The 23,331-nt window shown below is 56.3% G+C and carries 34 protein-coding genes; 2 read left to right on the forward strand and 32 right to left on the reverse strand.

Annotation, left to right across the window (positions count from 1 at the left end; genetic code table 11):
• Positions 1-51 precede the first annotated feature (51 nt).
• Positions 52-420, reverse strand: coding sequence for a 30S ribosomal protein S13 (gene rpsM, locus AC0V6W_RS02415; protein ID WP_486146788.1), 369 nt, complete (start codon positions 418-420; stop codon positions 52-54).
• A 536-nt stretch (positions 421-956) separates the two neighbouring features.
• Here rpsM and AC0V6W_RS02420 point away from each other — a divergent pair.
• A complete protein-coding gene (locus AC0V6W_RS02420; protein ID WP_486146790.1) occupies positions 957-2,399 on the forward strand; it encodes an H-type lectin domain-containing protein in 1,443 nt (480 codons plus the stop codon).
• A 23-nt stretch (positions 2,400-2,422) separates the two neighbouring features.
• On the opposite strand, the gene AC0V6W_RS02425 is transcribed toward AC0V6W_RS02420, so the two are convergent.
• The 24 genes from AC0V6W_RS02425 to rplC all read right to left on the reverse strand — a co-directional run bounded on the left by AC0V6W_RS02425 (position 2,423) and on the right by rplC (position 15,985).
• Positions 2,423-3,142 (reverse strand): SRPBCC family protein, encoded by a 720-nt coding sequence (locus AC0V6W_RS02425; protein ID WP_486146792.1) that lies wholly within the window; start codon positions 3,140-3,142, stop codon positions 2,423-2,425.
• 95 nt (positions 3,143-3,237) lie between these two features.
• Positions 3,238-3,882, reverse strand: a complete 645-nt coding sequence (locus AC0V6W_RS02430) for an adenylate kinase (protein ID WP_486146794.1) — start codon at positions 3,880-3,882, stop codon at positions 3,238-3,240.
• A gap of 69 nt (positions 3,883-3,951) precedes the next feature.
• Positions 3,952-5,316 (reverse strand): preprotein translocase subunit SecY, encoded by a 1,365-nt coding sequence (gene secY / locus AC0V6W_RS02435; RefSeq protein ID WP_486146796.1) that lies wholly within the window; start codon positions 5,314-5,316, stop codon positions 3,952-3,954.
• Between the two features lie 117 nt (positions 5,317-5,433).
• On the reverse strand, positions 5,434-5,937 hold the full coding sequence (gene rplO / locus AC0V6W_RS02440) for a 50S ribosomal protein L15 (RefSeq protein ID WP_486146798.1): 504 nt from the start codon (positions 5,935-5,937) through the stop codon (positions 5,434-5,436).
• Between the two features lie 142 nt (positions 5,938-6,079).
• Positions 6,080-6,940, reverse strand: a complete 861-nt coding sequence (locus AC0V6W_RS02445; protein WP_486146800.1) for an O-fucosyltransferase family protein — start codon at positions 6,938-6,940, stop codon at positions 6,080-6,082.
• A 140-nt stretch (positions 6,941-7,080) separates the two neighbouring features.
• Positions 7,081-7,257, reverse strand: a complete 177-nt coding sequence (rpmD, locus tag AC0V6W_RS02450; RefSeq protein WP_486146802.1) for a 50S ribosomal protein L30 — start codon at positions 7,255-7,257, stop codon at positions 7,081-7,083.
• Positions 7,258-7,263: 6 nt separating this feature from the next.
• On the reverse strand, positions 7,264-8,055 hold the full coding sequence (rpsE, locus tag AC0V6W_RS02455) for a 30S ribosomal protein S5 (protein ID WP_486146804.1): 792 nt from the start codon (positions 8,053-8,055) through the stop codon (positions 7,264-7,266).
• Positions 8,055-8,399, reverse strand: a complete 345-nt coding sequence (gene rplR / locus AC0V6W_RS02460) for a 50S ribosomal protein L18 (RefSeq protein WP_486146806.1) — start codon at positions 8,397-8,399, stop codon at positions 8,055-8,057. Before rplR ends, rpsE begins: the two co-directional genes overlap by 1 nt.
• A 1-nt stretch (position 8,400) precedes the next feature.
• Positions 8,401-8,934, reverse strand: a complete 534-nt coding sequence (gene rplF, locus AC0V6W_RS02465) for a 50S ribosomal protein L6 (RefSeq protein WP_486146808.1) — start codon at positions 8,932-8,934, stop codon at positions 8,401-8,403.
• On the reverse strand, positions 8,934-9,329 hold the full coding sequence (gene rpsH / locus AC0V6W_RS02470; RefSeq protein WP_486146810.1) for a 30S ribosomal protein S8: 396 nt from the start codon (positions 9,327-9,329) through the stop codon (positions 8,934-8,936). Before rpsH ends, rplF begins: the two co-directional genes overlap by 1 nt.
• 11 nt (positions 9,330-9,340) lie before the next feature.
• The gene (gene rpsN / locus AC0V6W_RS02475) at positions 9,341-9,646 is read right to left on the reverse strand and encodes a 30S ribosomal protein S14 (protein ID WP_486146812.1); all 306 of its coding nucleotides are present in this window, start codon (positions 9,644-9,646) and stop codon (positions 9,341-9,343) included.
• Positions 9,647-9,703: 57 nt separating this feature from the next.
• On the reverse strand, positions 9,704-10,282 hold the full coding sequence (gene rplE / locus AC0V6W_RS02480) for a 50S ribosomal protein L5 (RefSeq protein ID WP_486146814.1): 579 nt from the start codon (positions 10,280-10,282) through the stop codon (positions 9,704-9,706).
• Positions 10,275-10,592, reverse strand: coding sequence for a 50S ribosomal protein L24 (gene rplX / locus AC0V6W_RS02485; RefSeq protein ID WP_486146816.1), 318 nt, complete (start codon positions 10,590-10,592; stop codon positions 10,275-10,277). Before rplX ends, rplE begins: the two co-directional genes overlap by 8 nt.
• A gap of 2 nt (positions 10,593-10,594) precedes the next feature.
• Positions 10,595-10,963, reverse strand: a complete 369-nt coding sequence (gene rplN / locus AC0V6W_RS02490; RefSeq protein WP_142788596.1) for a 50S ribosomal protein L14 — start codon at positions 10,961-10,963, stop codon at positions 10,595-10,597.
• Positions 10,964-11,036: 73 nt separating this feature from the next.
• Positions 11,037-11,339 (reverse strand): 30S ribosomal protein S17, encoded by a 303-nt coding sequence (rpsQ, locus tag AC0V6W_RS02495; protein WP_486146819.1) that lies wholly within the window; start codon positions 11,337-11,339, stop codon positions 11,037-11,039.
• A 10-nt stretch (positions 11,340-11,349) separates the two neighbouring features.
• Positions 11,350-11,568: a 50S ribosomal protein L29 gene (gene rpmC / locus AC0V6W_RS02500; protein WP_486146821.1), complete on the reverse strand. Its 219-nt coding sequence runs from the start codon at positions 11,566-11,568 to the stop codon at positions 11,350-11,352.
• Positions 11,568-12,005, reverse strand: a complete 438-nt coding sequence (gene rplP / locus AC0V6W_RS02505; protein ID WP_486146823.1) for a 50S ribosomal protein L16 — start codon at positions 12,003-12,005, stop codon at positions 11,568-11,570. The genes rpmC and rplP overlap by 1 nt, the downstream gene beginning before the upstream one ends.
• A 25-nt stretch (positions 12,006-12,030) precedes the next feature.
• Positions 12,031-12,726, reverse strand: a complete 696-nt coding sequence (gene rpsC, locus AC0V6W_RS02510) for a 30S ribosomal protein S3 (RefSeq protein ID WP_486146825.1) — start codon at positions 12,724-12,726, stop codon at positions 12,031-12,033.
• A gap of 1 nt (position 12,727) precedes the next feature.
• Complete coding sequence (rplV, locus tag AC0V6W_RS02515; RefSeq protein ID WP_486146827.1) at positions 12,728-13,111, reverse strand: 50S ribosomal protein L22; 384 nt, start codon at positions 13,109-13,111, stop codon at positions 12,728-12,730.
• Entirely contained in the window at positions 13,111-13,386 is a 276-nt protein-coding gene (gene rpsS, locus AC0V6W_RS02520; protein WP_486146829.1) for a 30S ribosomal protein S19, read from the reverse strand. The genes rplV and rpsS overlap by 1 nt, the downstream gene beginning before the upstream one ends.
• A 6-nt stretch (positions 13,387-13,392) precedes the next feature.
• Positions 13,393-14,229, reverse strand: a complete 837-nt coding sequence (gene rplB / locus AC0V6W_RS02525; RefSeq protein ID WP_486146831.1) for a 50S ribosomal protein L2 — start codon at positions 14,227-14,229, stop codon at positions 13,393-13,395.
• Positions 14,229-14,540 carry a 50S ribosomal protein L23 gene (locus AC0V6W_RS02530; RefSeq protein ID WP_486146833.1) on the reverse strand — a complete coding sequence of 104 codons (312 nt, stop codon included), beginning with the start codon at positions 14,538-14,540 and terminating at the stop codon, positions 14,229-14,231. Before AC0V6W_RS02530 ends, rplB begins: the two co-directional genes overlap by 1 nt.
• The gene (gene rplD / locus AC0V6W_RS02535; protein ID WP_486146835.1) at positions 14,540-15,178 is read right to left on the reverse strand and encodes a 50S ribosomal protein L4; all 639 of its coding nucleotides are present in this window, start codon (positions 15,176-15,178) and stop codon (positions 14,540-14,542) included. The genes AC0V6W_RS02530 and rplD overlap by 1 nt, the downstream gene beginning before the upstream one ends.
• A gap of 3 nt (positions 15,179-15,181) precedes the next feature.
• Positions 15,182-15,985, reverse strand: a complete 804-nt coding sequence (gene rplC, locus AC0V6W_RS02540; protein ID WP_486146837.1) for a 50S ribosomal protein L3 — start codon at positions 15,983-15,985, stop codon at positions 15,182-15,184.
• 77 nt (positions 15,986-16,062) lie between these two features.
• Here rplC and AC0V6W_RS02545 point away from each other — a divergent pair, with 77 nt between their 5' ends.
• Entirely contained in the window at positions 16,063-16,200 is a 138-nt protein-coding gene (locus AC0V6W_RS02545) for a hypothetical protein (protein WP_486146839.1), read from the forward strand.
• Between the two features lie 56 nt (positions 16,201-16,256).
• Here AC0V6W_RS02545 and rpsJ read toward each other — a convergent pair whose 3' ends face one another.
• The 7 genes from rpsJ to AC0V6W_RS02580 all read right to left on the reverse strand — a co-directional run bounded on the left by rpsJ (position 16,257) and on the right by AC0V6W_RS02580 (position 23,071).
• The gene (rpsJ, locus tag AC0V6W_RS02550; protein WP_061924928.1) at positions 16,257-16,568 is read right to left on the reverse strand and encodes a 30S ribosomal protein S10; all 312 of its coding nucleotides are present in this window, start codon (positions 16,566-16,568) and stop codon (positions 16,257-16,259) included.
• Positions 16,569-16,882: 314 nt separating this feature from the next.
• A complete protein-coding gene (gene tuf / locus AC0V6W_RS02555; protein ID WP_486146842.1) occupies positions 16,883-18,058 on the reverse strand; it encodes an elongation factor Tu in 1,176 nt (391 codons plus the stop codon).
• A gap of 95 nt (positions 18,059-18,153) precedes the next feature.
• Complete coding sequence (gene fusA / locus AC0V6W_RS02560) at positions 18,154-20,283, reverse strand: elongation factor G (RefSeq protein WP_486146844.1); 2,130 nt, start codon at positions 20,281-20,283, stop codon at positions 18,154-18,156.
• A gap of 109 nt (positions 20,284-20,392) precedes the next feature.
• Positions 20,393-20,863 (reverse strand): 30S ribosomal protein S7, encoded by a 471-nt coding sequence (gene rpsG, locus AC0V6W_RS02565; protein WP_486146846.1) that lies wholly within the window; start codon positions 20,861-20,863, stop codon positions 20,393-20,395.
• A 173-nt stretch (positions 20,864-21,036) separates the two neighbouring features.
• Positions 21,037-21,408, reverse strand: coding sequence for a 30S ribosomal protein S12 (rpsL, locus tag AC0V6W_RS02570; RefSeq protein ID WP_067108793.1), 372 nt, complete (start codon positions 21,406-21,408; stop codon positions 21,037-21,039).
• A 476-nt stretch (positions 21,409-21,884) separates the two neighbouring features.
• Positions 21,885-22,379: a Pycsar system effector family protein gene (locus AC0V6W_RS02575; protein WP_486146848.1), complete on the reverse strand. Its 495-nt coding sequence runs from the start codon at positions 22,377-22,379 to the stop codon at positions 21,885-21,887.
• 2 nt (positions 22,380-22,381) lie between these two features.
• Entirely contained in the window at positions 22,382-23,071 is a 690-nt protein-coding gene (locus AC0V6W_RS02580) for an adenylate/guanylate cyclase domain-containing protein (RefSeq protein WP_486146850.1), read from the reverse strand.
• Positions 23,072-23,331 lie beyond the last annotated feature (260 nt).

Below are 23,331 nucleotides of genomic sequence, written 5' to 3' on the forward strand. Positions count from 1 at the left end.
CCTTATCTGTGCGCAAGAAGGCAAAAGCGGTCGGGGACCAGCCCCAAAAGCTTACTTCTTCTTGCCTGCAATCGGCTTGGCCTTACCCTTGCGGGTGCGGGCGTTGGTGTGCGTGCGCTGTCCGCGAACGGGCAGGCCATTGCGATGACGCAGGCCGCGATAGGAACGCAGATCCATCAAACGCTTGATATTCATCGCGGTGTCGCGGCGAAGATCACCTTCGACCTGATGGTCGCTGTCAATCGTTTCGCGAATGCGCAACACTTCTTCGTCGGTCAGATCCTGAACGCGGGCAGAATGCGCAATGCCAAGCTTGTCGGCGATTTCAACAGCCGTTGTCCGGCCAATTCCGTGAATATAGGTGAGCGCGATAATAACGCGCTTGTTTGTGGGGATATTTACCCCGGCAATACGAGCCACTTAATACTTCTCCATGCTCCACGGGGTTTATGGCCAGTATGGCCAACGCCCCCATCTCAACGCTTTCATTCGGATTGACCAACCGCCCTGACGATATCAGCGCGGCACCGATCTGTTGACAAAGCAGTCTTGCAAGACACACTGTGCAGTGAAACGGCGAAAGTCCGGGTGGAGCGCATCGAGCACATCCGGCCGGACTTAAAAGACAATCTTGAATGAAGCGCGCGCTTACGGCGATTCGCCCGGACAGTCAACCGCTTGCAAGCGATTCCTTTCCGCCGAGTGGAAATCAGCCCAATTGCGCCAAGTCCGGGCAGACTATTACAAGGCGTCTCTTGGGTCGAAAAGCCCAGCGCCAATGCTGGTTTTGGAAGACCAGAGATTTAAGTTACAATGCAATTATGCGCATCAGCCCCTCGCTTTCACACGGATACACAATTTAAGAAAAAACAGAGTTCCGATTAACCAAACTCTGGCAAACAGGACAAATGGCAAAGCATTGCGCGCCAAATCTGTATTTATTATTCGTGCGAGCAATGTCGCTCGCATGCGCTCTGGTTTTGACCTTTTTCGCAAGTCTTATCGCCGCCGCAGATCCCGCATCTGCCGGGCGCATAGAGGCTGGTACCTTCATCGCGCATGACACGCTGGGCACGAACCGAACCCCGGATTTCGTTGCGTTTCAACAGGCTTTTGATGTCCCGCCGGTGGTCATCGTCATCTCCAATTCTAATGGGGGGCAGTCTGCAAGTGTTCGGGTGACGAACATTACGACGGCGGGTTTCGATGAACTCATAGTCGAACCTGATAACTGGGATGGCCGCCATCTCGCGATGCTGACCCAATATATCGCGATAGAGCCCGGGCGGCATGTCCTTCCAGACGGAACCGTTATCGAAGCGGGCCGCTCGTCTGTTTCGGCGGTCCAGTTCGGACCTGGCTTTACCGGTGGTTCGGCAAGCTGGGCCAATGTGAATTTTTCATCCCCCCTCGCCTCGGCCGCCACGGTCATCCACCAATTGCAAACTGCAAACAGCGAGACCCGCGATGTTGCGCAGCTCACTTCTCGCCCGCACATCACGTCCATCGCACAAAACCCAAGTGCCGCCGGGTTTCAGGTCGCGATCGAGCGCAACCAGGCCAATTCCGGCCCCTTCCCCAGCACTGAGACAATCGGCTGGATCGCTTTTCCCGCTGGAGCCACAGGGTCTTTTCCCGACATCAATGGCACTACGATCAATTGGAGCGCAGTAACGAGCGGTTTCTTCCTGAGAGGCTGGGATCAAAATTGCCAAAGCACACCGATTGGGCTGACTGCTGCAAATCCGGTAGCGGTTGCCAAAAAACTATCGCGCAACAACGCCGATGGCGGATGGCTGCGAAACTGCGCCGTTGGCAGCAACTTTACAACATTGCGAGTGGATGAAGACACCGATCAGGACGGCGAACGCAGCATTGCTGCTGGTGATGCCGAACGCGTGGGCATTATCGCTTTCAGCCAAGCGTTCCACGCCAATCTGGCCGCCTCGCTTGCGGTGACCAAAGTGCGCACCAGCACCGATGATGGCACCGGCGGCGCGTTTGCAACGCCGGATGCGGTTGTAACCTATTCGATTACCGTGACCAATTCGGGCAACGCCCCGCCCAATCTTGGGAGCGTGCTTGTGACCGAGGAATTGCCGGGAGAGCTTGATCTGGTGATTGATGATTTTGCAGGGCCGGGATCAGGCCCGATTGTCTTTACCGATGGCGCCCCGCCCACCGGAATGGCCTGCACCTTTGTCGCTTTCAACAACACGGGCGACTGCTTTGCGTTTTCACAAGACGGCGCCGATTTCTCCTATGTGCCTTCTGATAGCGGCAACGGGACCGATCCCAATGTCCGCTTTATCAGAGTGCAGCCAGCGGGCTTTATGGCAGGCAATAATGGCAGCGGGCCTACGCAATTCACTTTGGGCCTGCGCGCGCGTATTCGTTAAGATCTGCGCGCAAGGTAGCCAGCTTACCCGTCTGACAGATCGCCAAAAGCATCTTTCACCGATGGGCCGCTGTTGTCCGGCGCCTCTTCTGATGCGCCATCACCGGCATCCTCTGCCGTTTCGGGCTTCGGCTTTGGCGCTGCTGGTTTTGCCCGCGGCCCGCTGACCCGGCCCAGTTTCTCCGCTAAGCCAGCCAATTGCAGGCTCATCACCCCATCGACCGACTTCGCAATATCCGCAACCTCATAACGCATTTCGCCACCGACATTGTATTCCCAAACGATACGCGTGCCCTCGTCCACTTCGCTGATCGCGATGGTTAGGATGCCCGTCACAGGCTCGCTTTGCAGAGGCCCCAAGGCGCCCGTCATGCGCAGCGCGCTTTCAGGATAGGCCTGGATGACGCGCATATGTTCCACACTGCCTTCGAGAGTGAAGCGGTCTGGTTCGTCAATTTCGGGGATTTTCTCGCAAAAGCATCCGCCGGCCTGCGGGGTGAGCGTGAGATTGGCGGCATCGGCTGACCATGTGTGCTCAGAACTCCACCAATCCGCAGGCGTTATCAGCGCCAGCCACACCTGTTTGGGCGTTGCATCCACAACGGCCTCATCGCGCGTGGTAAAACCGTTATCGCTGGTCCGGCTTACCTCGGCAGACAGCGGAGCGGCGGCAAGGCACAGCGCCGCGGCGGCGAATCCTGCGCTTGTTCGAATGGTGCGATTTGGCGCGGTCCGATATGGCATGGTCTAGCATCCTCCGATTGAAGGCCATCTCTACGCGAAGCGCTTTGCAGGGGTAAAGAGCCAAAGCGCACGGAGCGCACGAAGCGCCTCGGGCTTCAGCCAAGAATGGCGTCGACCGCCTGCGCGACCTCTTTGATGCCCGCCATGCCATCGACACGGCTCACAATGCCGCGCGCTTCATAGCCGGGCAGGATCGGCGCGGTTTCATCGCGATAAACGCCCATGCGTTTGCGCACGGTTTCCTCGTTATCATCAGGCCTGCGCTTGAATTCTGTTGCCCCGCACGTGTCGCACACGCCCTCTTTCGAAGGCGGATTGGCGGTATCATGATAAAGCGCGCCGCAGCCGGCGCACGAAAAGCGACCGCAAATGCGTTCCACCAGAGCGTCTTCATCCACGCCCAGCTCGATCACATGGTCAAGCGTGCGGCCATTCTTGGCGAGGATACGGTCGAGATCGCCGGCTTGGGCAGCGGTGCGCGGATAGCCATCAAAGATCGCGCCCTGATCTTCCGCCATAGCGGCAAGGTTTTCATCAATCAGCGACGAGACGATCTCATCCGAGACCAGCTCACCGCGATCCATGACCGCTTTTGCCTCTAACCCGACGGGGGTTTGCGCTTTCACAGCGGCCCGCAGCATATCGCCTGTGGAAAGCTGTTTCATTCCGTGGCGCTCAACGAGCCCCGCGCTTTGCGTCCCCTTACCAGCCCCCGGAGGACCAAGAAGAATGATGTTCACCAACGCTTCCCCTATTATCGCGAGCGTATTCGCTGCGCGCGTTGTTCACTTGACCTTACGGTGTGTGCGTTACCGCATCCGGCCTTTCAACTTAGCTTTCTTGATAAGATCGCCATATTGATGCGCGAGCAAATGCGATTGCACCTGGCTGAGTGTATCAACCGTAACGTTGACCACAATCAACAAACTGGTGCCGCCCAGAAACAGCGGAATGCCCGTTTGCGCGATCATATATTCAGGAATAACGCAGACCGCCGTCAGGTAAATCGCGCCCACAACGGTGATGCGGGTCAGCACATATTCAAGGTAATCCGCCGTGCGCTTACCCGGACGAATGCCGGGGATGAAGCCGCCGTTTTTCTTGAGGTTATCGGCGGTCTCTTCTGGGTTGAAGACAACCGCGGTGTAGAAGAAACAGAAGAAGATAATCCCGATCGCATAGAGCGCCATATAGATTGGCTGACCATGCGCAAGATATTGGTTGAGCGTCACAATCGCGCCGCCAAACGAGCTTTCCGTGTCAACAGAATTGCCCGCAAATTGCGAAATCGTCAGCGGCAAAAGCAGCAGCGAGCTTGCAAAAATGGGCGGAATAACGCCGGCAGTATTAAGCTTAAGCGGCAAGTGCGAACTGTCCGCCTGCATCATCCCGCGCTGTGTTGCACGCTTGGGATATTGGATCAGCAAGCGCCGCTGAGCGCGTTCAACAAAGCTGATGAGCAGGATCAGCACCACAACCATCACGATGAAGCTGATGATGATGGTGGGGGAGATCGAGCCGGTGCGCCCGCCCTCAAACAGGTTGGTCGCAAAGGTCGGGAACTGCGCGACAATACCCGCCATAATGATAAGCGAGACACCATTGCCGATCCCGCGAGAAGTGATCTGCTCACCCAGCCACAAAAGGAACATCGTGCCGCCGACAAGGCTGATAACCGCACCAACACGGAACATATAACCGGGCTGCACAACCGCCGCGATGCCATTGGCAGCGCCAAAGCTCTCAAGCCCTTGCGCGAGGAAATACCCCTGGATCGCGCACAGGAACACCGTGCCATAGCGCGTATATTGGTTGAGCTTTTGCCGCCCCGTCGCGCCCTCTTTTTTCAGCGCGGCCAGCGTCGGGTGAAGCGCGGATGCCATCTGCACCACAATCGAGGCGGTGATGTAAGGCATCACGCCCAGCGCAATCAGGCTCATCCGCTCAAGCGAGCCGCCCGAAAACGTGTTGAACAGGTCCAGAATGCCCCCTCGCCCAAGATCGGCAAGGTTTTGCAATGCCGCCGGGTTAACGCCGGGCAGCGGGACAAAGCTCAAGAAACGGAACACAATCAGCGCACCGATGGTGAACCAGATGCGCTGGCGCAATTCGGTTGCCTGAGCAAAGTTGCCCAGGTTCATATTGCTGGCGATGTTGTCGGCGCGAGATGCCATAATGCTCTATCGATCCATGTTGTCTGCTGGTGCGGTGTTCACCGAAACTCAGCACAGACACGGTAAATAGGGAGGCCAAGGGGTTTTGTCGAACCCCTTGGCCTCCCTTTTATCCGATTATTCGCCCTTGGCGGCTTTTGCAGCTTTGACCTCGGCATTGATTGGCGCGGTCACTTCGACGCTGCCGCCGGCCTTTTCGACCGCAGCAATGGCGCCCTTGGTCGCGCCTGCAACGATGAATTTCGCCTTGGCTGAAATCTCACCCTTGCCGAGCAACCGAACACCATCTTTGCCGCCGCGAACAAGGCCGCATTCACGAAGAGCTTCTTCGGTGATGTCTTTTTTGCCATCGAGCTTTTTCGCATCAATCCATTTCTGGACCATGCCGATATTCACTTCAGCGAAATCCTTGCCGAAGGGATTGTTAAACCCGCGCTTTGGCAGGCGCATGTGAAGCGGCATCTGGCCGCCTTCAAAGCCTTTGATCGCGACACCAGAACGGGACTTCTGACCCTTCTGACCGCGCGCGGCAGTTTTGCCTTTGCCAGAGCCAATGCCCCGGCCCACACGCATACGGCCCTTACGGGCGCCTTCATTGTCACGGATATCTGTAAGTTTCATAGGTTGCACTCGCTTTCGCTTTCCAGGCCCCTTCACAGGGGTTCGCGCTTGATAAAAAGAGCATATTGCTCCGATGGAAGCGCGCGCCTAGCGGGCGATCACGCATAATGCAAGCGGCATACGGCCTTTTGCGAGCGCCGCCTCAGATAAACTGAGCATCTGGCAGTATCCTTTTTTCGGGAAACCACAGCTTGCCTTCAAAGGGCTGGTTGAGCATCGCAATTCTCAAAGCGGGATTAAAGATCACCGACCACGCCGACAGGAACGATGATGTCCGGCAAAGCCACGCGCAACGCGACAGCATCAGACAATTCAGGATCGCATCACGTGCCACCGCCTGATTGCCGCTCTGGAGGTCATTGATATGAAGCGGTTTAGTGCCCGTGCTACGGATTGAATCGTCAAGCGATGTGACCGGTAATCCCGCCACTCCTGCATGCGCAGAATCGACAAATCGCGCATCATCGCTCGCAACAAAAATATTCTGAACGCCGTCCTGCGTCTCCGCATATCGCGCCACTCGATCAAGGACATCATTTACGGCCTGCTGCGGGGCTTCGGCATGTTTGTCAGTGCCGCGATAGTGAATTGCAAGCGTACCCTGTCCGACCCCATGCGCGCTAGCCAACGCTGCGACCTCTGCTTCAATATCGGCGCGGATACCGAAATGGCGATGGAACAGATCGTGCGCGGCTTTGATGTCGAGCGACTTGTAGCTTTTCTGCGGGATCGCCGATTTATGAGTTATCCGAACTGCTCCGGCCAAGGTGTCTGGTGGAGGTCCGATCGAATGGCTTTGGGTAAAGTACCGCGAAAACCAGTCCGCATCGTCACCGGGGTCGCGGTAATTTTCAGAGATGAGCGCAACTCGCAAACGCTTTGCCTCACGGTCTGCAAGATTGGCAAGCATCAGGCACACATTAAGCTGGGCGAACAATCCTTCTTTCGGATTGTCATATTCAACCGCAAAGATCTCGGAGCGTTTGTCCTTCAACGCAGTCAATATCGGCCGATGGGTTTGCCGACGCGTGCGTTCGCGCGCAAAAGGCCGAATCGAAAACATCCGCTGAAATTAACCCGAAGCCGAGCCAATCCCAACGGATGCCAACGATTTATCCAGCTTCATGAAAGCTGATGAAAGGTTTAGTCCACGACCTCAACCAGATGCGGGATTTTCGCGATTGCGCCGCGCACCTCTGGGGTGTCCTGACGTGTCACGACCTTGTGCATCTTGTTAAGCCCAAGACCGATGAGGATCTTGCGCTGGCTTTCGGGACGACGGATCGGCGAACCGATCTGTTTGATTTTTACGGTAGCCATCGTGTCTTACTCCACAAGCGCTGCGGCGTCGGCTTCTGCCTCGGCCTTGTCTGCGCCGCCGCGGCCCAACAGGTCAGCGACTTTCTTGCCCCGGCGCTGAGCCACCGACTTCGGCGAAGTCTGCGCGGTCAAAGCGTCGAATGTGGCGCGGATCATGTTATACGGGTTGGACGAACCGACCGATTTGGTCACCACGTCTGCAACGCCCAGGCTTTCAAACACAGCACGCATCGGACCACCGGCGATGATACCGGTACCCGGAGGCGCCGTGCGCACGGTCACTTTACCAGCGCCAAAACGGCCATTGGCATCGTGATGCAATGTGCGGCCCTCTTTCAGGGCAACGCGGATCATCTTCTTGCGAGCTGCAGCGGTTGCTTTGGTGATAGCCTCAGGCACTTCGCGTGCCTTACCCTTGCCAAAGCCAACGCGGCCTTGCCCGTCGCCAACAACGACCAGAGCGGCAAAGCCAAAGCGCTTACCGCCTTTGACCGTTTTGGAGACGCGGTTGATGTGGACCAGCTTTTCGATGATGCCATCATCTTCTTCCTCGCGCCGGCCGCGATTGCCATCACGGCCTCCGCGACCACGTCCGCGCCCGCCGCCATCACGATTGCTACCCCGACCGCGGTTCCCGCCGCGGCCCTGTTGCTGGCCGCCAGCTTGTTCAGCTGGAGCCGCTTCTGCTGCGGGCGCTGCTTCTGCCGCAGGCGCTGCTTCGGGAGCAGGTGCTGCTTCAGGAGTTGCAGTTTCAGCGGGTGCTGCTGTTTCTTCGGTGTTTTTCTCGTCAGCCATCATCAGAACTCCAGCCCGCCTTCGCGGGCGGCATCGGCCAGCGCTTTCACGCGGCCATGAAACAGGAACCCGCCGCGATCAAACACGACAGTCGTAACGCCAGCCTTCTTGGCAGCAGCAGCGATGTCTTTGCCGACTTGCACTGCAGCATCCATATTCGCGCCGGACGATTTACCGCCCAAAGTGGACGCAGCAGCCACGGTCTTGCCCTCGGCATCGTTGATGACCTGAGCGTAGATGTGGCGGCCGGTGCGGTGGACCGACAAACGCGGTTTATCACCCGCGCGCGCCCGAAGCGCTGTGCGCACACGCCTGCGGCGACGTTCAAAAAGAGAAAGCTTTGCCATCTTACTTCTTCTTCCCTTCCTTGCGGAAGACATACTCACCGCGATATTTGATACCCTTGCCCTTGTAAGGCTCAGGCTTACGCCATTCGCGGATCTCGGCGGCAAACTGACCAACGGCCTGTTTGTCGATGCCGGAAATTTCAACAGTGGTCTGATCGGGTGTCTTCACCTCAAGACCTTCGGGCACAGTCAGATCAACATCGTGGCTGTAACCAAGCTCAAGCTTGAGCGTCTTGCCCTGCGCTTTGGCACGGTAACCAACGCCGGAGATTTCGAGCGTCTTCGAAAAGCCCTCGGTCACCCCTTCAACCAGATTTGACACCAGCGTGCGCTGCATGCCCCAGAAGGAACGCGCTTGCTTGCTGTCATTGGCCGGCTTGACCTGGATCTCATCACCTTCGACTTTGTAATCGATAAGGTCAGACAGCCCCATGGTCAAAGTGCCCTTGGGCCCTTTCACGCTCAGCGTGCCATTGTCGATCGAAGCGGTAACACCGCCCGGGATCGCAACAGCTTTCTTACCAATGCGGCTCATCAGAATACCTCCGCGAGCACTTCGCCGCCGACCTTGTTTTCGCGCGCTTCGTTGTCCGAAAGAACACCGCGCGGGGTCGAGACGATGGTGATGCCAAGGCCGTTGCGCACAGTCGGCAGTTCTTTCGAACCCGAATAGACGCGGCGGCCCGGCTTGGAAACGCGAGCGACATGCTTGATCGCAGGCTCGCCTTCGAAATATTTCAGCTCAATCCGCAAGGCAGGGTGCTTGCCGCTCTCATCTTCGGAATAGCCACGGATGTAGCCTTCGCGAGTGAGCACTTCGAGCACATTTGCACGCAGCTTGGACGCAGGGGAGAGGACGGAGTCCTTTTTCGCCTGCTGGCCGTTGCGGATGCGGGTGAGCATATCACCCAGAGGATCGGTCATAGCCATATCTTAATTCCTCACCAGCTCGACTTGGTCAGGCCTGGGATCAGACCTTTGTTGCCGAGATCGCGCAATTCAATCCGGTTGATGCCGAACTTGCGGTAATAGCCGCGCGGGCGGCCGGTGGTGGCGCAGCGATTGCGCACGCGGGTCGGGTTTGCATTGCGCGGCAGTTCAGCCATTTTGAGGCGCGCCAACAAACGCTCGGCCTCATCCAGCGATTTGTCATTGGCAATCGCTTTCAGCTTCTCATACTTCGCTGCATATTGCTTAACGAGCTTCTTGCGGCGCTCGTTTTTGTTAATCGAACTCAGTTTCGCCATGGACTTAAGCTCTCTTCTCTTGAGTTGTCTTCATCATCATTGCTCGCAAGGCCGCCATCAGGCTGCCTGCTTCTCCTCATCATGCATGCCCTGGAACGGGAAGCCGAATTGCAGGAGAAGCTCGCGGGCTTCTTCGTCGGTTTGGGCGGTGGTGGTCACAATAATGTCCATCCCGCGCACCTTGTCGATCTGGTCATAGCTGATCTCAGGGAACACGATCTGTTCCTTCAGACCCATTGCATAATTGCCGCGCCCATCAAACGATTTGGGGTTGAGCCCGCGAAAATCGCGAATACGGGGCATGGCAACAGTGATCAGACGATCCATGAATTCAAACATCCGATCGCGGCGCAGGGTTACCTTGCAACCGATCGGCATGCCTTCGCGCAGCTTGAACTGAGCAATGGATTTCTTCGCCTTTGTGATCACGGGCTTTTGGCCAGCAATCAAAGCCATTTCAGCAGCAGCCGTCGCGACCTTTTTCTTGTCCTGGCTCGCTTCGCCCACACCCATGTTAAGGGTCACTTTTTCAAGCTTGGGCACTTGGAGCCGGTTGGTGTAACCGAATTTCTCGGTCATCGCCTTGACGATTTGGTCCTCATATTTGGACTTCATCCGGGGTGTGTAATCAGCCATCGATCGTTTCCCCGCTTTTCACAGCGACGCGCACTTTTTTGCCGTCTTTTTCTTCAATCCGCACACGTGTGGGCTTGCCATCCTTTGGATCAGCGAGCGCAACTTTGCTCATGTGCATGGGCGCCGGAAAACGGTCGATACCGCTTTGCGGGTTTGCCTGGCTCGGCTTGCGGTGACGCGTTGCGACATTGATGCCTTCAACGATCAGCTTGCCATCCTTCGGCATGATCTGCTGGACAGTGCCGGTGCGGCCCTTGTCCTTGCCGGACAGCACAACAACGCTGTCCCCTTTTTTAATCTTGGCAGCCATTGTCAGAGCACCTCCGGCGCAAGCGAAATAATCTTCATAAAGCCGCGGCCGCGCAGCTCGCGGACCACTGGGCCAAAGATACGTGTGCCGATCGGCTCTTCGCTTTTGTTCACAAGAACCGCAGCGTTGCTGTCAAAGCGAATAACGCTGCCATCTGAGCGGCGAACGTCTTTCTTGGTGCGCACGATCACCGCGCGGTGAACGTCGCCTTTTTTGACTTTAGCGCGCGGTTGAGCCTCTTTCACAGAGACCACGATCACGTCGCCCACGGAGGCAAACCGACGCTTTGACCCGCCCAGCACTTTAATGCACTGGACGCGCTTTGCGCCGCTATTGTCCGCGACGTCGAGATTGGATTGCATCTGGATCATGGATCCGTCTTCCTTCTCTTGGCTTGCTGAGACACCCGATACCGTCCGGGGCCCAGCAGTTCCTGATTACGTCTTACTCAGCGCCGGTCGGCGTTGCTTCTGCAACGTCCAGATCGGCCTCGATTGCCTGCACTCCGCCGGCCACGACACGGTCCTTAACGGCCCATGTCTTGGTTTTGGAGATCGGCTTTGTCTCTTCGATCCGAACGACATCACCCAAGGTGTATTCGTTCTTCTCGTCATGCGCGTGATACTTTTTCGAGCGGCGGATGATTTTCCCGTAAAGCGGGTGTTTCACTTTCCGCTCGACATTCACGGTTACGGTTTTGTCGGTTTTGTCGGATGTGACAGTCCCGATGAGAATACGTTTCGGCATTGTCTACTCCTTACGCCCCAGTTGCTTTTGCCGCTGCGCTGGCAGCGCGCTCGTTCTGGAGCGTTTTGATCTGAGCGATGTTGCGGCGAACCTGTTTGATCCGGGCGACACCTTCCAACTGGTTGGTCGCAGCCTGAAACCGCAGATTATATTGCTCACGCTTGAGCTCGGTCAGCTCAATTGCGAGCTGATCGTCTGTCTTGGTGCGAAGATCGGCGATATCAGCCATTATTTACCTCCTCCAAGATGCGAGGTGTCACCTAAACGGGCCACAACTTTGGTTTTGATGGGAAGTTTCATCGCCGCACGCTCAAAAGCGAGCGCAGCCAGCGGGCCATCGACACCGTCGAGTTCAAACAGGATACGGCCTGGCTTCACGCGCGCTGCCCAGTATTCGACCGAGCCTTTGCCTTTACCCTGACGAACTTCGGCAGGCTTTTTCGACACAGGCACGTCGGGAAAGACGCGGATCCACAAACGACCCTGACGGCGCATAGCGCGCGTGATTGCCCGGCGAGCAGCTTCGATCTGACGCGCGGTCAAACGATCGGGTTCCATGGCTTTCAGGCCATACGAGCCAAAGTTCAAAGTCGTACCGCCTTTGGCGTCGCCTTTGATTCGGCCCTTAAAAGCCTTGCGATATTTGGTTTTCTTCGGTTGCAGCATGTTCTGTCTCTCTTAGCGAGCCCCCTCAGCGAGCGGGGCGAACGCCCGAAGTTTGCGATTCCATCATCAAACGATCTTGCGCCGTCGGATCATGACCCAGGATCTCACCTTTGAAGACCCAGACCTTGATACCGATGATGCCATAAGCGGTCAGCGCTTCGGCTTCGGCGTAGTCGATATTTGCGCGCAGAGTGTGCAGCGGCACACGGCCTTCGCGGTATTGTTCAACGCGGGCGATCTCAGCGCCGCCCAAACGGCCGCCGCACACGATCTTGATGCCTTCAGCACCCAGACGCATCGCGGATTGCATCGCGCGTTTCATCGCCCGGCGGAAAGCCACGCGGCGGATCAGCTGATCAGCGATCCCTTGCGCAACAAGCTTCGCATCCACTTCGGGTTTGCGAATTTCGACGATGTTCAGCTTCACTTCGCTCGATGTCATGGTCGACAATTTGGCGCGCAGCTTTTCAATGTCTGCACCCTTCTTGCCGATGATCACACCGGGACGAGCCGCATAGATCGACACCCGGCACAATTTGGCTGGACGCTCAATCACAACTTTCGAAATTGCTGCCTGGGGCAGGTTTTTCGTGATGTAATTGCGGATCTTGATATCTTCTTCGAGAAGCCCTGCATAGTCACGCCCTTCAGCGTACCAGCGGCTATCCCATGTGCGGTTGATCTGAAGACGCAGACCAATTGGATTACTCTTCTGACCCATCTTATGCGTCCTCTTCGTCGTGTTCGCGAACGACAATCCGCAGTTTGCTGAATGGCTTCAGAATGCGGGTCGATTTACCACGGCCGCGCGTGTGAAAGCGCTTCATCGTGATCGATTTGCCAACCGAAGCTTCGGCCACAACCAGAGCATCGACATCCAGATCGTGATTGTTTTCAGCATTGGCGATGGCCGAGGCGAGAACTTTGCTCGCATCGCGCGCCATGGCTTTTTTCGAAAACGAGAGGATGTTCAACGCCTCTTCGGCTTTCTTGCCGCGAATGAGCTGCGCCACAAGGTTCAGCTTTTGTGCTGACCCGCGGATTTGCGTGCCAACGGCCAGAGCCTCATTTTCCGCAACGCGGCGTGGAGATTTTTCCTTGCCCATCAGCGCTTGCCCTTCTTGTCAGCCGCGTGACCCGGGAAAGTGCGTGTTGGCGAAAATTCGCCAAGCTTATGGCCAACCATCTCTTCCGACACGGACACAGGAATAAACTTGTGGCCGTTATAGACGTTGAACGTAAGCCCAACGAATTGCGGGAGAATGGTTGAACGACGCGACCAGGTCTTGATCGGCTTGGTGTTGTTTGCGTCCTGTGCCTCTTCGGCCTTCTTGAGAAGGCTGAGTTCGACAAACGGACCTTTCCAGACGGAACGTGCCATCGTGCCTTACCTCTTCTTCTTAGCGTGGCGCGAACGGATGATCATTTTGTCCGTCTGCTTGTTCTTGCGAGTGCGAGCGCCCTTCGTGGGCTTGCCCCATGGCGTAACCGGATGACGACCACCAGAAGTCCGCCCTTCACCACCACCATGCGGGTGATCGACAGGGTTTTTGGCAACACCGCGCGTCAGCGGGCGGCGGCCCTTCCAGCGAGTGCGGCCAGCTTTACCAAAGTTCTGGTTCTGGTTGTCAGGGTTAGACACCGCGCCAACCGTGCCCATGCAATCAGAGCGCAGGTAACGCTGCTCGCCTGAGTTCAGGCGCACAATCACCATCCCGCGATCACGGCCAACCAGTTGAACATAAGCGCCAGCGCTGCGAGCGATTTGACCGCCCTTGCCCGGCTTCATCTCAACATTGTGGCAGATCGTGCCAACCGGCATCTGACCCAAAAGCATGGCATTGCCAGGCTTCGTATCGGTTTTCTCACCAGCAACCACCGTGTCGCCAACAGCCAGACGCTGCGGGCAGATGATGTAGGCCAGCTCGCCATCTTCATACTTGAGCAAAGCGATGAAAGCCGTGCGGTTGGGATCGTATTCGATCCGTTCAACCGTTGCTGGCACATCCCACTTGCGACGTTTGAAGTCGATGAAGCGGTATTTCTGCTTGTGACCGCCAGCAATGCCGCGCGATGTCACGTGGCCTTTGTTGTTGCGGCCACCCGTTTTGCGCTTGCCCTCGGTCAGCGACTTAACCGGGCCGCCTTTGTGAAGGCCCGATTTGTCGACCAGGATCAGGCCGCGCCGCGCAGGGCTCGTCGGTTTATAATTCTTGAGTGCCATCAGCCTACACCCTCAGTGATGTCGATCATTTCGCCCTCAGCGAGCGTCACAATCGCTTTTTTGAAGTCCGAGCGCTTATAGGGCTTACCCCGCCAGCGCTTCGTTTTGCCCTTGGTGACAATCGTGTTCACCTTGGTGACTTTCTTGTCGTAGATCGCCTCAACCGCCTCTTTGATCTGCGGTTTCGTCGCATCATTGGCGACTTTGAAAACAACTGCGTTGCTTTCGGACGCCATGGTCGATTTTTCGGTGATGTGGGGCGCGAGGATCACGTCGTAGTGCTTCGCAGCCACTTCGGTCTTTTTAGCCATTACTTAGCCCCTCCCGGAAGGGCGAAACGCGCCTCCAGCTTGGCAACCGCGTCTTTGGTCAAAACCAAAGTGTCGTGGTTGAGGATGTCGTAGACGTTCGCGCCAGCAGCCGGCATCACATTGATGCCGATGAGGTTACCAGCAGCGCGGCTGAAACCATCGTCAACGCTTTCGCCGTCGATCACGAGCACCTTGCCATTCAGACCGCCTTTATCGAGCTGGCCTTTCAACGCTTTGGTCTTGGCGTCTTTCAGCTCGAGGCTGTCGACAACCACAAGACCGTCTTTCGCTTTGCTCGACAGAGCCATTTTCAGGCCCAAAGCGCGGATTTTCTTATTGAGCGACTGCTCAAAATCACGCTTGCGAGCGCCATGCGCTTTACCGCCGCCGATAAAGATCGGAGCAGAACGCGCACCGTGACGAGCGCCGCCTGAACCCTTTTGCGCGCCAAACTTTTTACCCGTGCGGGCAACGTCGGAACGCTCGCGTGTCGGGCGAGCCGTCGCGCGGCGATTTTCGAGCTGCCATGTGACAACCCGGTGCAGGATATCAGCGCGCGGCTCAACACCAAACACAGCATCGCTGAGCTCGATATCGCCGGACGCTTTCCCGTCGATTTTCTGGACCTTCACCTTCATGGCTTAGTCTTCCTTCTTCTCTTCTGCAGCCGGAGCATCAGCTTCCGGAGCAGGAGTGTCAGCAGCCGCTTCCACTGCGGTTTCTTCAACCGGAGTTTCCTGAGCAGGCTCGTCATTGGCAGGCGTGCCGGTTTCGACAATCGCACCCGGGAACGGAGCACCTTCAGGCGCAGGCAATTTGACCGCGTCACGAACGAGCAGCCAGCCATTCTTTGCACCAGGGACAGAACCCTTGATGAAAAGAAGACCACGATCCGCATCGGTGCGAACCACTTCGAGGTTCATCTGCGTGCGCTGGCGATCACCCATGTGACCGGCCATCTTCTTGCCTTTGAACACGCGCCCCGGATCCTGACGGTTACCCGTGGACCCGTGCGAGCGGTGAGAGATCGAAACGCCGTGCGTCGCGCGAAGACCGCCAAAGCCCCAACGCTTCATGGCGCCAGCAAAGCCTTTACCCTGCGTGTGCCCGGTGATGTCGACTTTTTGCCCAGCGATGAAGTGGTCAGCGCTGATGAGCGAGCCAACCGGCATCAAGCCATCTTCGCCTTCAACCCGGAATTCCGCCACGCGCTTTTTGAGGCCGACGCCGGCTTTCCCAAAATGCTCTCGCTGCGGCTTTGCCACGTTTTTCTGTTTTGCTTCGCCTGCACCAAGCTGAACGGCAAAGTAGCCATCCGTATCTTCGGTGCGGTGCGAGACAACCTGGCAATCTTCCAATGCCAGAACGGTAACCGGCACATGCCGTCCGTCCTCTTGGAAGAGGCGGGTCATCCCTACCTTTTTCGCGATCACGCCAGTGCGCATCGTCTTTACTCCTTACAGAGGCACCCAAGGGACCATCCCAAAGGTGCGTATTTGCCTTGCGGCCAACCCAAATTTTTATGCTGCTCGCCCCGTCCGGGCTGATGCTCGTGCAGCCAGTTGGCCGTTTGAGCGAGACGGGAGACGCAGCCCGGCACAAAACCGGCGGTATCTCTATGTCGCGATCCCAGTCAAAGCTGGGATCACTGGCCATTTAACGTCCGGCCTAAACGATGGAGACCCCCACCTTCGCGGGGGTTTCGATCAAACAGGCTTAAGCCAGTTTGATCTCAACGTTCACGCCAGCGGCCAGATCAAGCTTCATCAGCGCATCGACCGTCTGGGCGTTTGGCTGAACAATGTCCAGCAAACGTTTGTATGTGCGCACCTCGAACTGCTCACGCGACTTCTTGTCGATGTGCGGGCCGCGGTTCACGGTGAACTTCTCAATCCGCGTCGGCATAGGAATGGGACCACGAATAAGAGCACCCGTGCGACGCGCCGTTTCTGCAATCTCGCCAGTTGCCTGATCGAGAACGCGGTGGTCGAACGCCTTAAGGCGAATCCGGATATTCTGTGCTTCCATTACCTACTACCAATGCGAAAGAGCCAAAGGCAGGTTGCCCCGCCTCAAAAACAAAAGGCCGGCCCCGTATCAGTTACCGTCAACGGGCGGCCTTAGAAAATTGCGTGTGAGAGAACGAATCCTCTTACCTGAGGCGCGCGTATACGTTTGGCTCAGGATTCTGGCAACCCCAAAACGCCCGCAATTTTCGCGCAAATCTCAAGCGGCCCACAAGACCGCACAAAGCGGCAAAACAGGCCTCACATAAAAAGGGGCCCGGCGCTCATATAAGCGCCGAGCCCCTTTGAAATTCTCGCCTCAAAAGAGGCAATCACTTACTTCGTGATTTTGGCAACCACGCCCGAACCCACGGTCCGGCCGCCTTCGCGGATAGCGAAACGCAGGCCTTCATCCATGGCGATCGGTGCGATCAACTTAACGTCGATGGTCACGTTATCGCCCGGCATCACCATTTCGGTGCCTTCGGGAAGGATCACTTCGCCGGTGACGTCGGTGGTGCGGAAGTAGAATTGCGGACGGTAGTTCGCAAAGAACGGCGTATGACGGCCGCCCTCGTCTTTCGACAGAACATAAACTTCTGCCGAAAACTCGGTGTGCGGGCTAACCGAACCAGGCTTACAAAGAACCTGACCACGCTCAACATCTTCACGGCCAACACCGCGGATCAGCGCGCCGATATTGTCGCCAGCTTCACCCGAATCGAGCAGCTTGCGGAACATTTCAACGCCGGTCACGGTCGTTTTGGTGGTGTCTTTGATGCCAACGATTTCAACTTCGTCGCCAACGTTCACAACGCCCGTCTCAACACGGCCGGTTACAACCGTACCGCGACCAGAGATTGAGAACACGTCCTCAATCGGCATCAGGAAGTCCTGATCGACCGGACGGTCGGGCTGCGGGATGTAGCTGTCGACAGCTTCCATAAGAGCTTTGATCGAGTTTTCACCGATTTCAGGATCACGGCCTTCAAGCGCGGCCAGAGCCGAACCTTTAACGATAGGAATATCGTCACCGTCAAAACCATATTCGCTGAGCAGCTCGCGAACTTCGAGTTCGACCAGCTCGAGGATTTCCTCGTCGTCAACCTGATCGACTTTGTTCATGTAAACAACCAGCTGCGGCACGCCGACCTGACGGGCAAGCAGGATGTGCTCACGCGTTTGGGGCATCGGGCCGTCAGCAGCATTCACCACCAGAATTGCGCCGTCCATTTGTGCAGCGCCAGTGATCATGTTTTTCACATAGTCAGCGTGGCCGGGGCAATCGACGTGTGCGTAGTGGCGCGCATCGGTTTCGTACTCAACGTGAGCGGTCGAGATGGTGATCCCGCGCTCGCGCTCTTCAGGCGCTTTGTCGATGTTGCCGAAATCAACGGCTGCGCCCTGAACCTTGGTGATAGCCGCGGTCAACGTGGTCTTGCCGTGGTCAACGTGACCGATGGTGCCGATGTTGCAGTGCGGCTTGTTCCGCTCAAACTTTTCCTTAGCCATTTCTCATCTATACCTTTTCGTGCTGAATTTCATTTTTTGCGGGAGAAAGGGCGGCCCCGCTGAATCAGGCGCCGCACCTAGCCTTGCTTGCGCGCTTACGCAAGCTTCTCCTTAACCTCTTGTGCAACAGTCGCCGGCACTTCCTCGTAATGAGAGAACTGCATCGTGTATTGCGCGCGCCCTTGGGTGAAGGAACGCAGCTCGTTCACATAGCCGAACATGTTGGCAAGCGGCACGGTTGCTTCAACTGCCTGAGCATTTCCGCGGCTGTCAGTGCCCTGAATTTGCCCGCGGCGGCTGTTGAGATCGCCGATCACGTCGCCGAGATAATCCTCAGGAGTCACAACTTCAACCTTCATCACCGGTTCAAGCAATTTGATCCCGCCGCGATCAGCAGCTTCGCGCATCGCGCCTTTGCCGCAGATCTCGAACGCCACGGTGGACGAATCGACATCGTGATACGCACCATCGGTGACGTGGATCGTGAAGTCGATGATCGGGAAGCCGATGAGATGGCCGCTATCGGCCTGCTCACGAATACCCTTTTCGAGGCTGGGAATGTAATCACGCGGAATGTTGCCGCCTTTGATACTTTCTTCAAAGACAACGCCCTGCCCGCGCTCACCCGGTGAGAAGGTCGCTTTGGCACGCGCAAACTGGCCCGTACCGCCCGACTGTTTCTTGTGAGTGTAATCGACCTCGATCTCGCGACCGAGCGATTCCCGATACGCCACTTGCGGCGCACCAACATTCGCCTCGACCTTGAATTCGCGTTTCATGCGGTCAACCAGAATGTCGAGGTGAAGCTCGCCCATTCCTTTGATGATGGTCTGGCCGCTTTCGTGGTCGGTTGTGACACGGAAGCTTGGATCCTCTGCCGCAAGACGATTGAGCGCAACGCCCATCTTTTCCTGGTCAGCTTTTGTTTTCGGCTCCACGGAAAGCTCGATAACAGGATCGGGGAATTCCATCCGCTCCAAAACGATCGGCGCGGACGGATCGCACAGAGTGTCGCCCGTGGTGGTGGCCTTCATCCCGGCGAGCGCGACGATGTCGCCAGCCCATGCCTCTTCAATGTCCTTACGGTCATTGGAGTGCATTTCGAGAATACGGCCGATTTTTTCCTTCTTGTCCTTCACCGAGTTCAGGACAGTGCCTTTCGCCAAGTGCCCCGAATAGATGCGGGTAAAGGTGAGCGAGCCGACAAACGGATCGTTCATGACTTTAAAGGCAAGCGCAGAGAACGGCACGTCATCGCTTGATGCGCGCTCGTCTTCATCTTCGCTGTCAGGCTTGACGCCTTTAATCGCTTCCACATCGAGCGGGCTCGGCATGTAATCGACCACCGCGTCGAGCAGAGGCTGAACGCCCTTGTTCTTGAACGCAGAGCCGCACAGCACTGGCACAAAGCTTTGGTTGAGAGTGCCTTTGCGGATGAGCTTTTTGAGGGTTGGCCCATCAGGCTCCTGCCCTTCGAGATAGGCCTCCATGACATCGTCGTCCTGCTCAACAGCAAGCTCGATAAGCTTCTCACGGTATTCAGCCGCTTCATCCGCCATGTCGGCAGGAATATCGCCATAGACGTATTCCGCACCCAGATCCTCTTTCTCCCAAGTGATCGAACGCTGATTGACGAGGTCAACCAGGCCGATCAGGCTCGATTCAATGCCGATAGGAAGATACAAGACAGCAGGGGTCGCACCGAGGCGCTCGACGATGGAATTCACGCAATATTTAAAGTCAGCGCCGGTGCGATCCAATTTGTTAATGAAGCACATCCGAGGGACTTTATACTTGTCCGCTTGCCGCCAAACCGTCTCAGATTGCGGCTCAACACCTGCAACGCCATCAAAACAAGCGACCGCGCCGTCGAGCACTCGCAGGGATCTTTCAACTTCAATGGTGAAGTCGACGTGGCCTGGGGTGTCGATGATGTTGATGCGGTGTTCGGGAGTTTTGCGCAATTCTTTCGGATCGCTTTTCGGATCCATTGTCGCATCTTCCGGGTTCCAGAAACACGTTGTCGCCGCGGAAGTGATTGTAATTCCACGCTCTTGTTCCTGCTCCATCCAATCCATCGTCGCCGCGCCATCGTGCACTTCGCCGATTTTGTAGGACTTTCCCGTGTAATAAAGGATGCGCTCAGTCGTAGTCGTCTTACCGGCGTCGATATGCGCCATAATGCCGATATTGCGATAGCGCTCCAGCGGATATTCGCGAGCCATATGCCTGTTCCTTAAAGAGTTTCTGCGGGGCCAACCTCAAACGGTTCGCGCCTCATATAGTTGCAAATGTGACAAGCGGAAGTCCAACACCCCCGCCCGTCCACATTTCTTACCAGCGATAATGCGAGAACGCGCGGTTGGCATCAGCCATCCGGTGTGTGTCCTCACGCTTTTTCACCGCGTTGCCGCGGTTGTTGGCGGCATCCATCAGCTCACCCGACAGGCGCGCCGACATAGTCGTCTCCGGACGACCGCGCGCCGCCGAAATCAGCCAGCGAATTGCCAGAGCCTGCGCGCGTTCAGGACGCACTTCGACGGGCACCTGATACGTTGCACCGCCCACCCGGCGCGAGCGAACCTCAACCTGCGGCGAGACATTGCTCAGCGCATCGTGGAACAATTGCACCGGATCCGCTTTCGCTTTGGTCTCAACGGTATCAAGCGCTGAGTACACAATGCCTTCTGCGACGGCCTTTTTGCCATCCAGCATCAGGTTGTTCATGAATTTCGACAGAACCTGATCTCCAAACTTGGGATCAGGCAGGATTTCCCGCTTAGGCGGCTGACGACGACGTGACATATTTCAAAACTCCAGACTCGTGAGCGCAGCGAACTCTTAAAACGTCATCCCAGCGAAAGCTGGGATCGCTATCCAATTGCGCTCGGTCTTACTTACTTGCCTCTTGAGGTCGGTTTTGGCTGCGACCGGTCCCAGCTTTCGCTGGGATGACGGGAGCATTCCATCTCCATCCGTTATTTAGGCCGCTTGGCACCATACTTAGACCGGCTCTGCTTGCGGTCCTTGACCCCTTGCGTATCGAGCACGCCGCGCAGCACGTGGTAACGCACACCGGGAAGGTCGCGCACACGCCCGCCGCGGATCAGCACAACCGAGTGCTCCTGCAGGTTGTGCCCTTCGCCCGGAATGTAGGAGATCACCTCACGCTGGTTGGTGAGACGCACCTTCGCGACCTTGCGAAGCGCCGAGTTCGGCTTTTTCGGGGTCGTCGTGTAGACGCGGGTGCAAACGCCGCGCTTTTGCGGGTTGGCTTCCATCGCAGGGACTTTGGACTTAGCCTTCTGCGGAGTGCGGCCCTTGCGGACCAGCTGGTTGATCGTTGGCATTTTTTCTCGCTTCGCTCGTTGCGCGCCCCTTCCGGGCGCAAAACCGGTTCCCACTTTTGCTGAAGGGAGCGCGGCGGTAGCCGCAAACCTCAGCGCATGGCCGAAACCAAACTCACTTCTTGCCGCAAAAAGCGCATATGCGCCCTTCACTAAATCGGTGCGTTAGGCTGGAAGATGAAGAAAGCAGAGCCGCGCTGGCCGCCAAGGTGATCTCCTGCAAAAAGCAGAAGGCCAGGCAAAGAGGCCGTGCGATCCTGAAACACTCCACCCAAAGCCTGCAAGCCCCGGATTACTTTGCCGGCCGCCACCCCCGCCGTCATCCCAGCGAAAGCTGGGATCGTGTCCGGCGAAGAACAGACGGGAACCGCCAATGTTCAGTTCAATATCGTTTCGAGGCGTAGCGCCCTGCGTTGTGGGGGCGCTGGCCTCAAGTGAGGGCGCGCTTAGAGGGGTTTTGGTGGGGGGTCAAGGGTGAGTCAGAGAACAAGGGACAGAGCGCAAGTAGCCAAACCAGCTACTCCAAGATAAAGTGACATGCGCAGCCACTCAAACTTCTCGACACAAATTTTTGCGATTTCAACGTTATGTGCAGCTCGTTCTGCAAGAATCTCATCAATTCCTAAGGCCGAGACGCGGTCCGCGAACGCGTTCTCGGCATCGATTTTTGCGATCGACCCAAAATACATGATACCCTTCTTGTCGCCAGCCAACCTTGGTGTAATCACCCTAAAGCTATGAAACCCTGAACATATCAAAAATACTAATGAGATAAAAAGAGCAACAATCGAACAAGAGTGCTCTCGCCAGCATAAACCTTCAACGCGAGATAAATTGAAAAGCGATGCACTGGAGATCACTGCGAAAGACCATACAGCTTTGAAGTCAGCACGCTCAATATAGCGGTGAATGTAATCACTCTGGTGTGACAAAAACTGGAGTTGCTCTTTCGAGAAATCGTCAGGGGATGCCATTCTCAAATGGTCCACCTACCGATGTAGGGAAAGTACAAGTAAGGCTGATTATCTCTTCGATAAAAAAATCCAGAATCGATAGGCTGTGTCTGCTCGACCCACTTGTGATACCAATCATCTGGAAGTTGGCGAGCAAGGCGTTCTCCAACAAGAAACTCACCTTCTTTTGCTTTCGCCAACATCTTTGCGGTGATATTCGCCGTGGTCCCAACTGCGACCACAGAATTGAAGCTCCGCGGTACACCTAATCGAGCGATTGTTACCTCCCCAATATCGGCACAAATTCTAAATCTAAAAGGTTCAATTCCTAGCCGATCAAGAGTTGGATTCAGCAACTCATACGCGGTACGAAATATCGTCAGCGATGCAGTCACAACGCGCCGTGTAGCATCGACACCATCTGCATCCTCGAAGTACGCCATTAAACCATCGCCGGTGTTTTTCTCGACTACACCGCCATGGTCCTGAGTTATCCTCGTCAGCTCTGCAATGAAAAAAGCCAGGCTTTTCATCGAAACAGATTGCTCTTCCTCAGTACACATTAGCCGACTAGAAAAGCCTGATATATCTAGGAACATAACTGCAACCGTAATGTGTCGACCATCGTTGATCCGAATGCTCTCTACGCTCGGTATCGTGCGGGCCGACTTGATTTCTCGATTAAGCGCAATCTGCTGAAGAGAGTCACTCACTCTCAGCGCTTGCTTTCGAATGTATGTTGAACTTAGTCCAGTAAACGTAGCCATGGGAACTAAGTAGAACTATTTTCGCGTTTATTACTAGGCCACAGGGGACGTAATCCACTCTAATACTTGGCAGATCGGCAACACGGCGCAAAGCGCCGCGAGGGCGATCGCTCGCCTGCAGCAGGGTCGCAGCGCAACGGAGACCGTCTAAAGAGGGTGATGGCGCGGATGCGCCATCGCAAACAATAAACACCCCCTCCCTGAAC

The sequence above is a fragment of the Erythrobacter sp. JB1-7 genome, assembly GCF_057365015.1.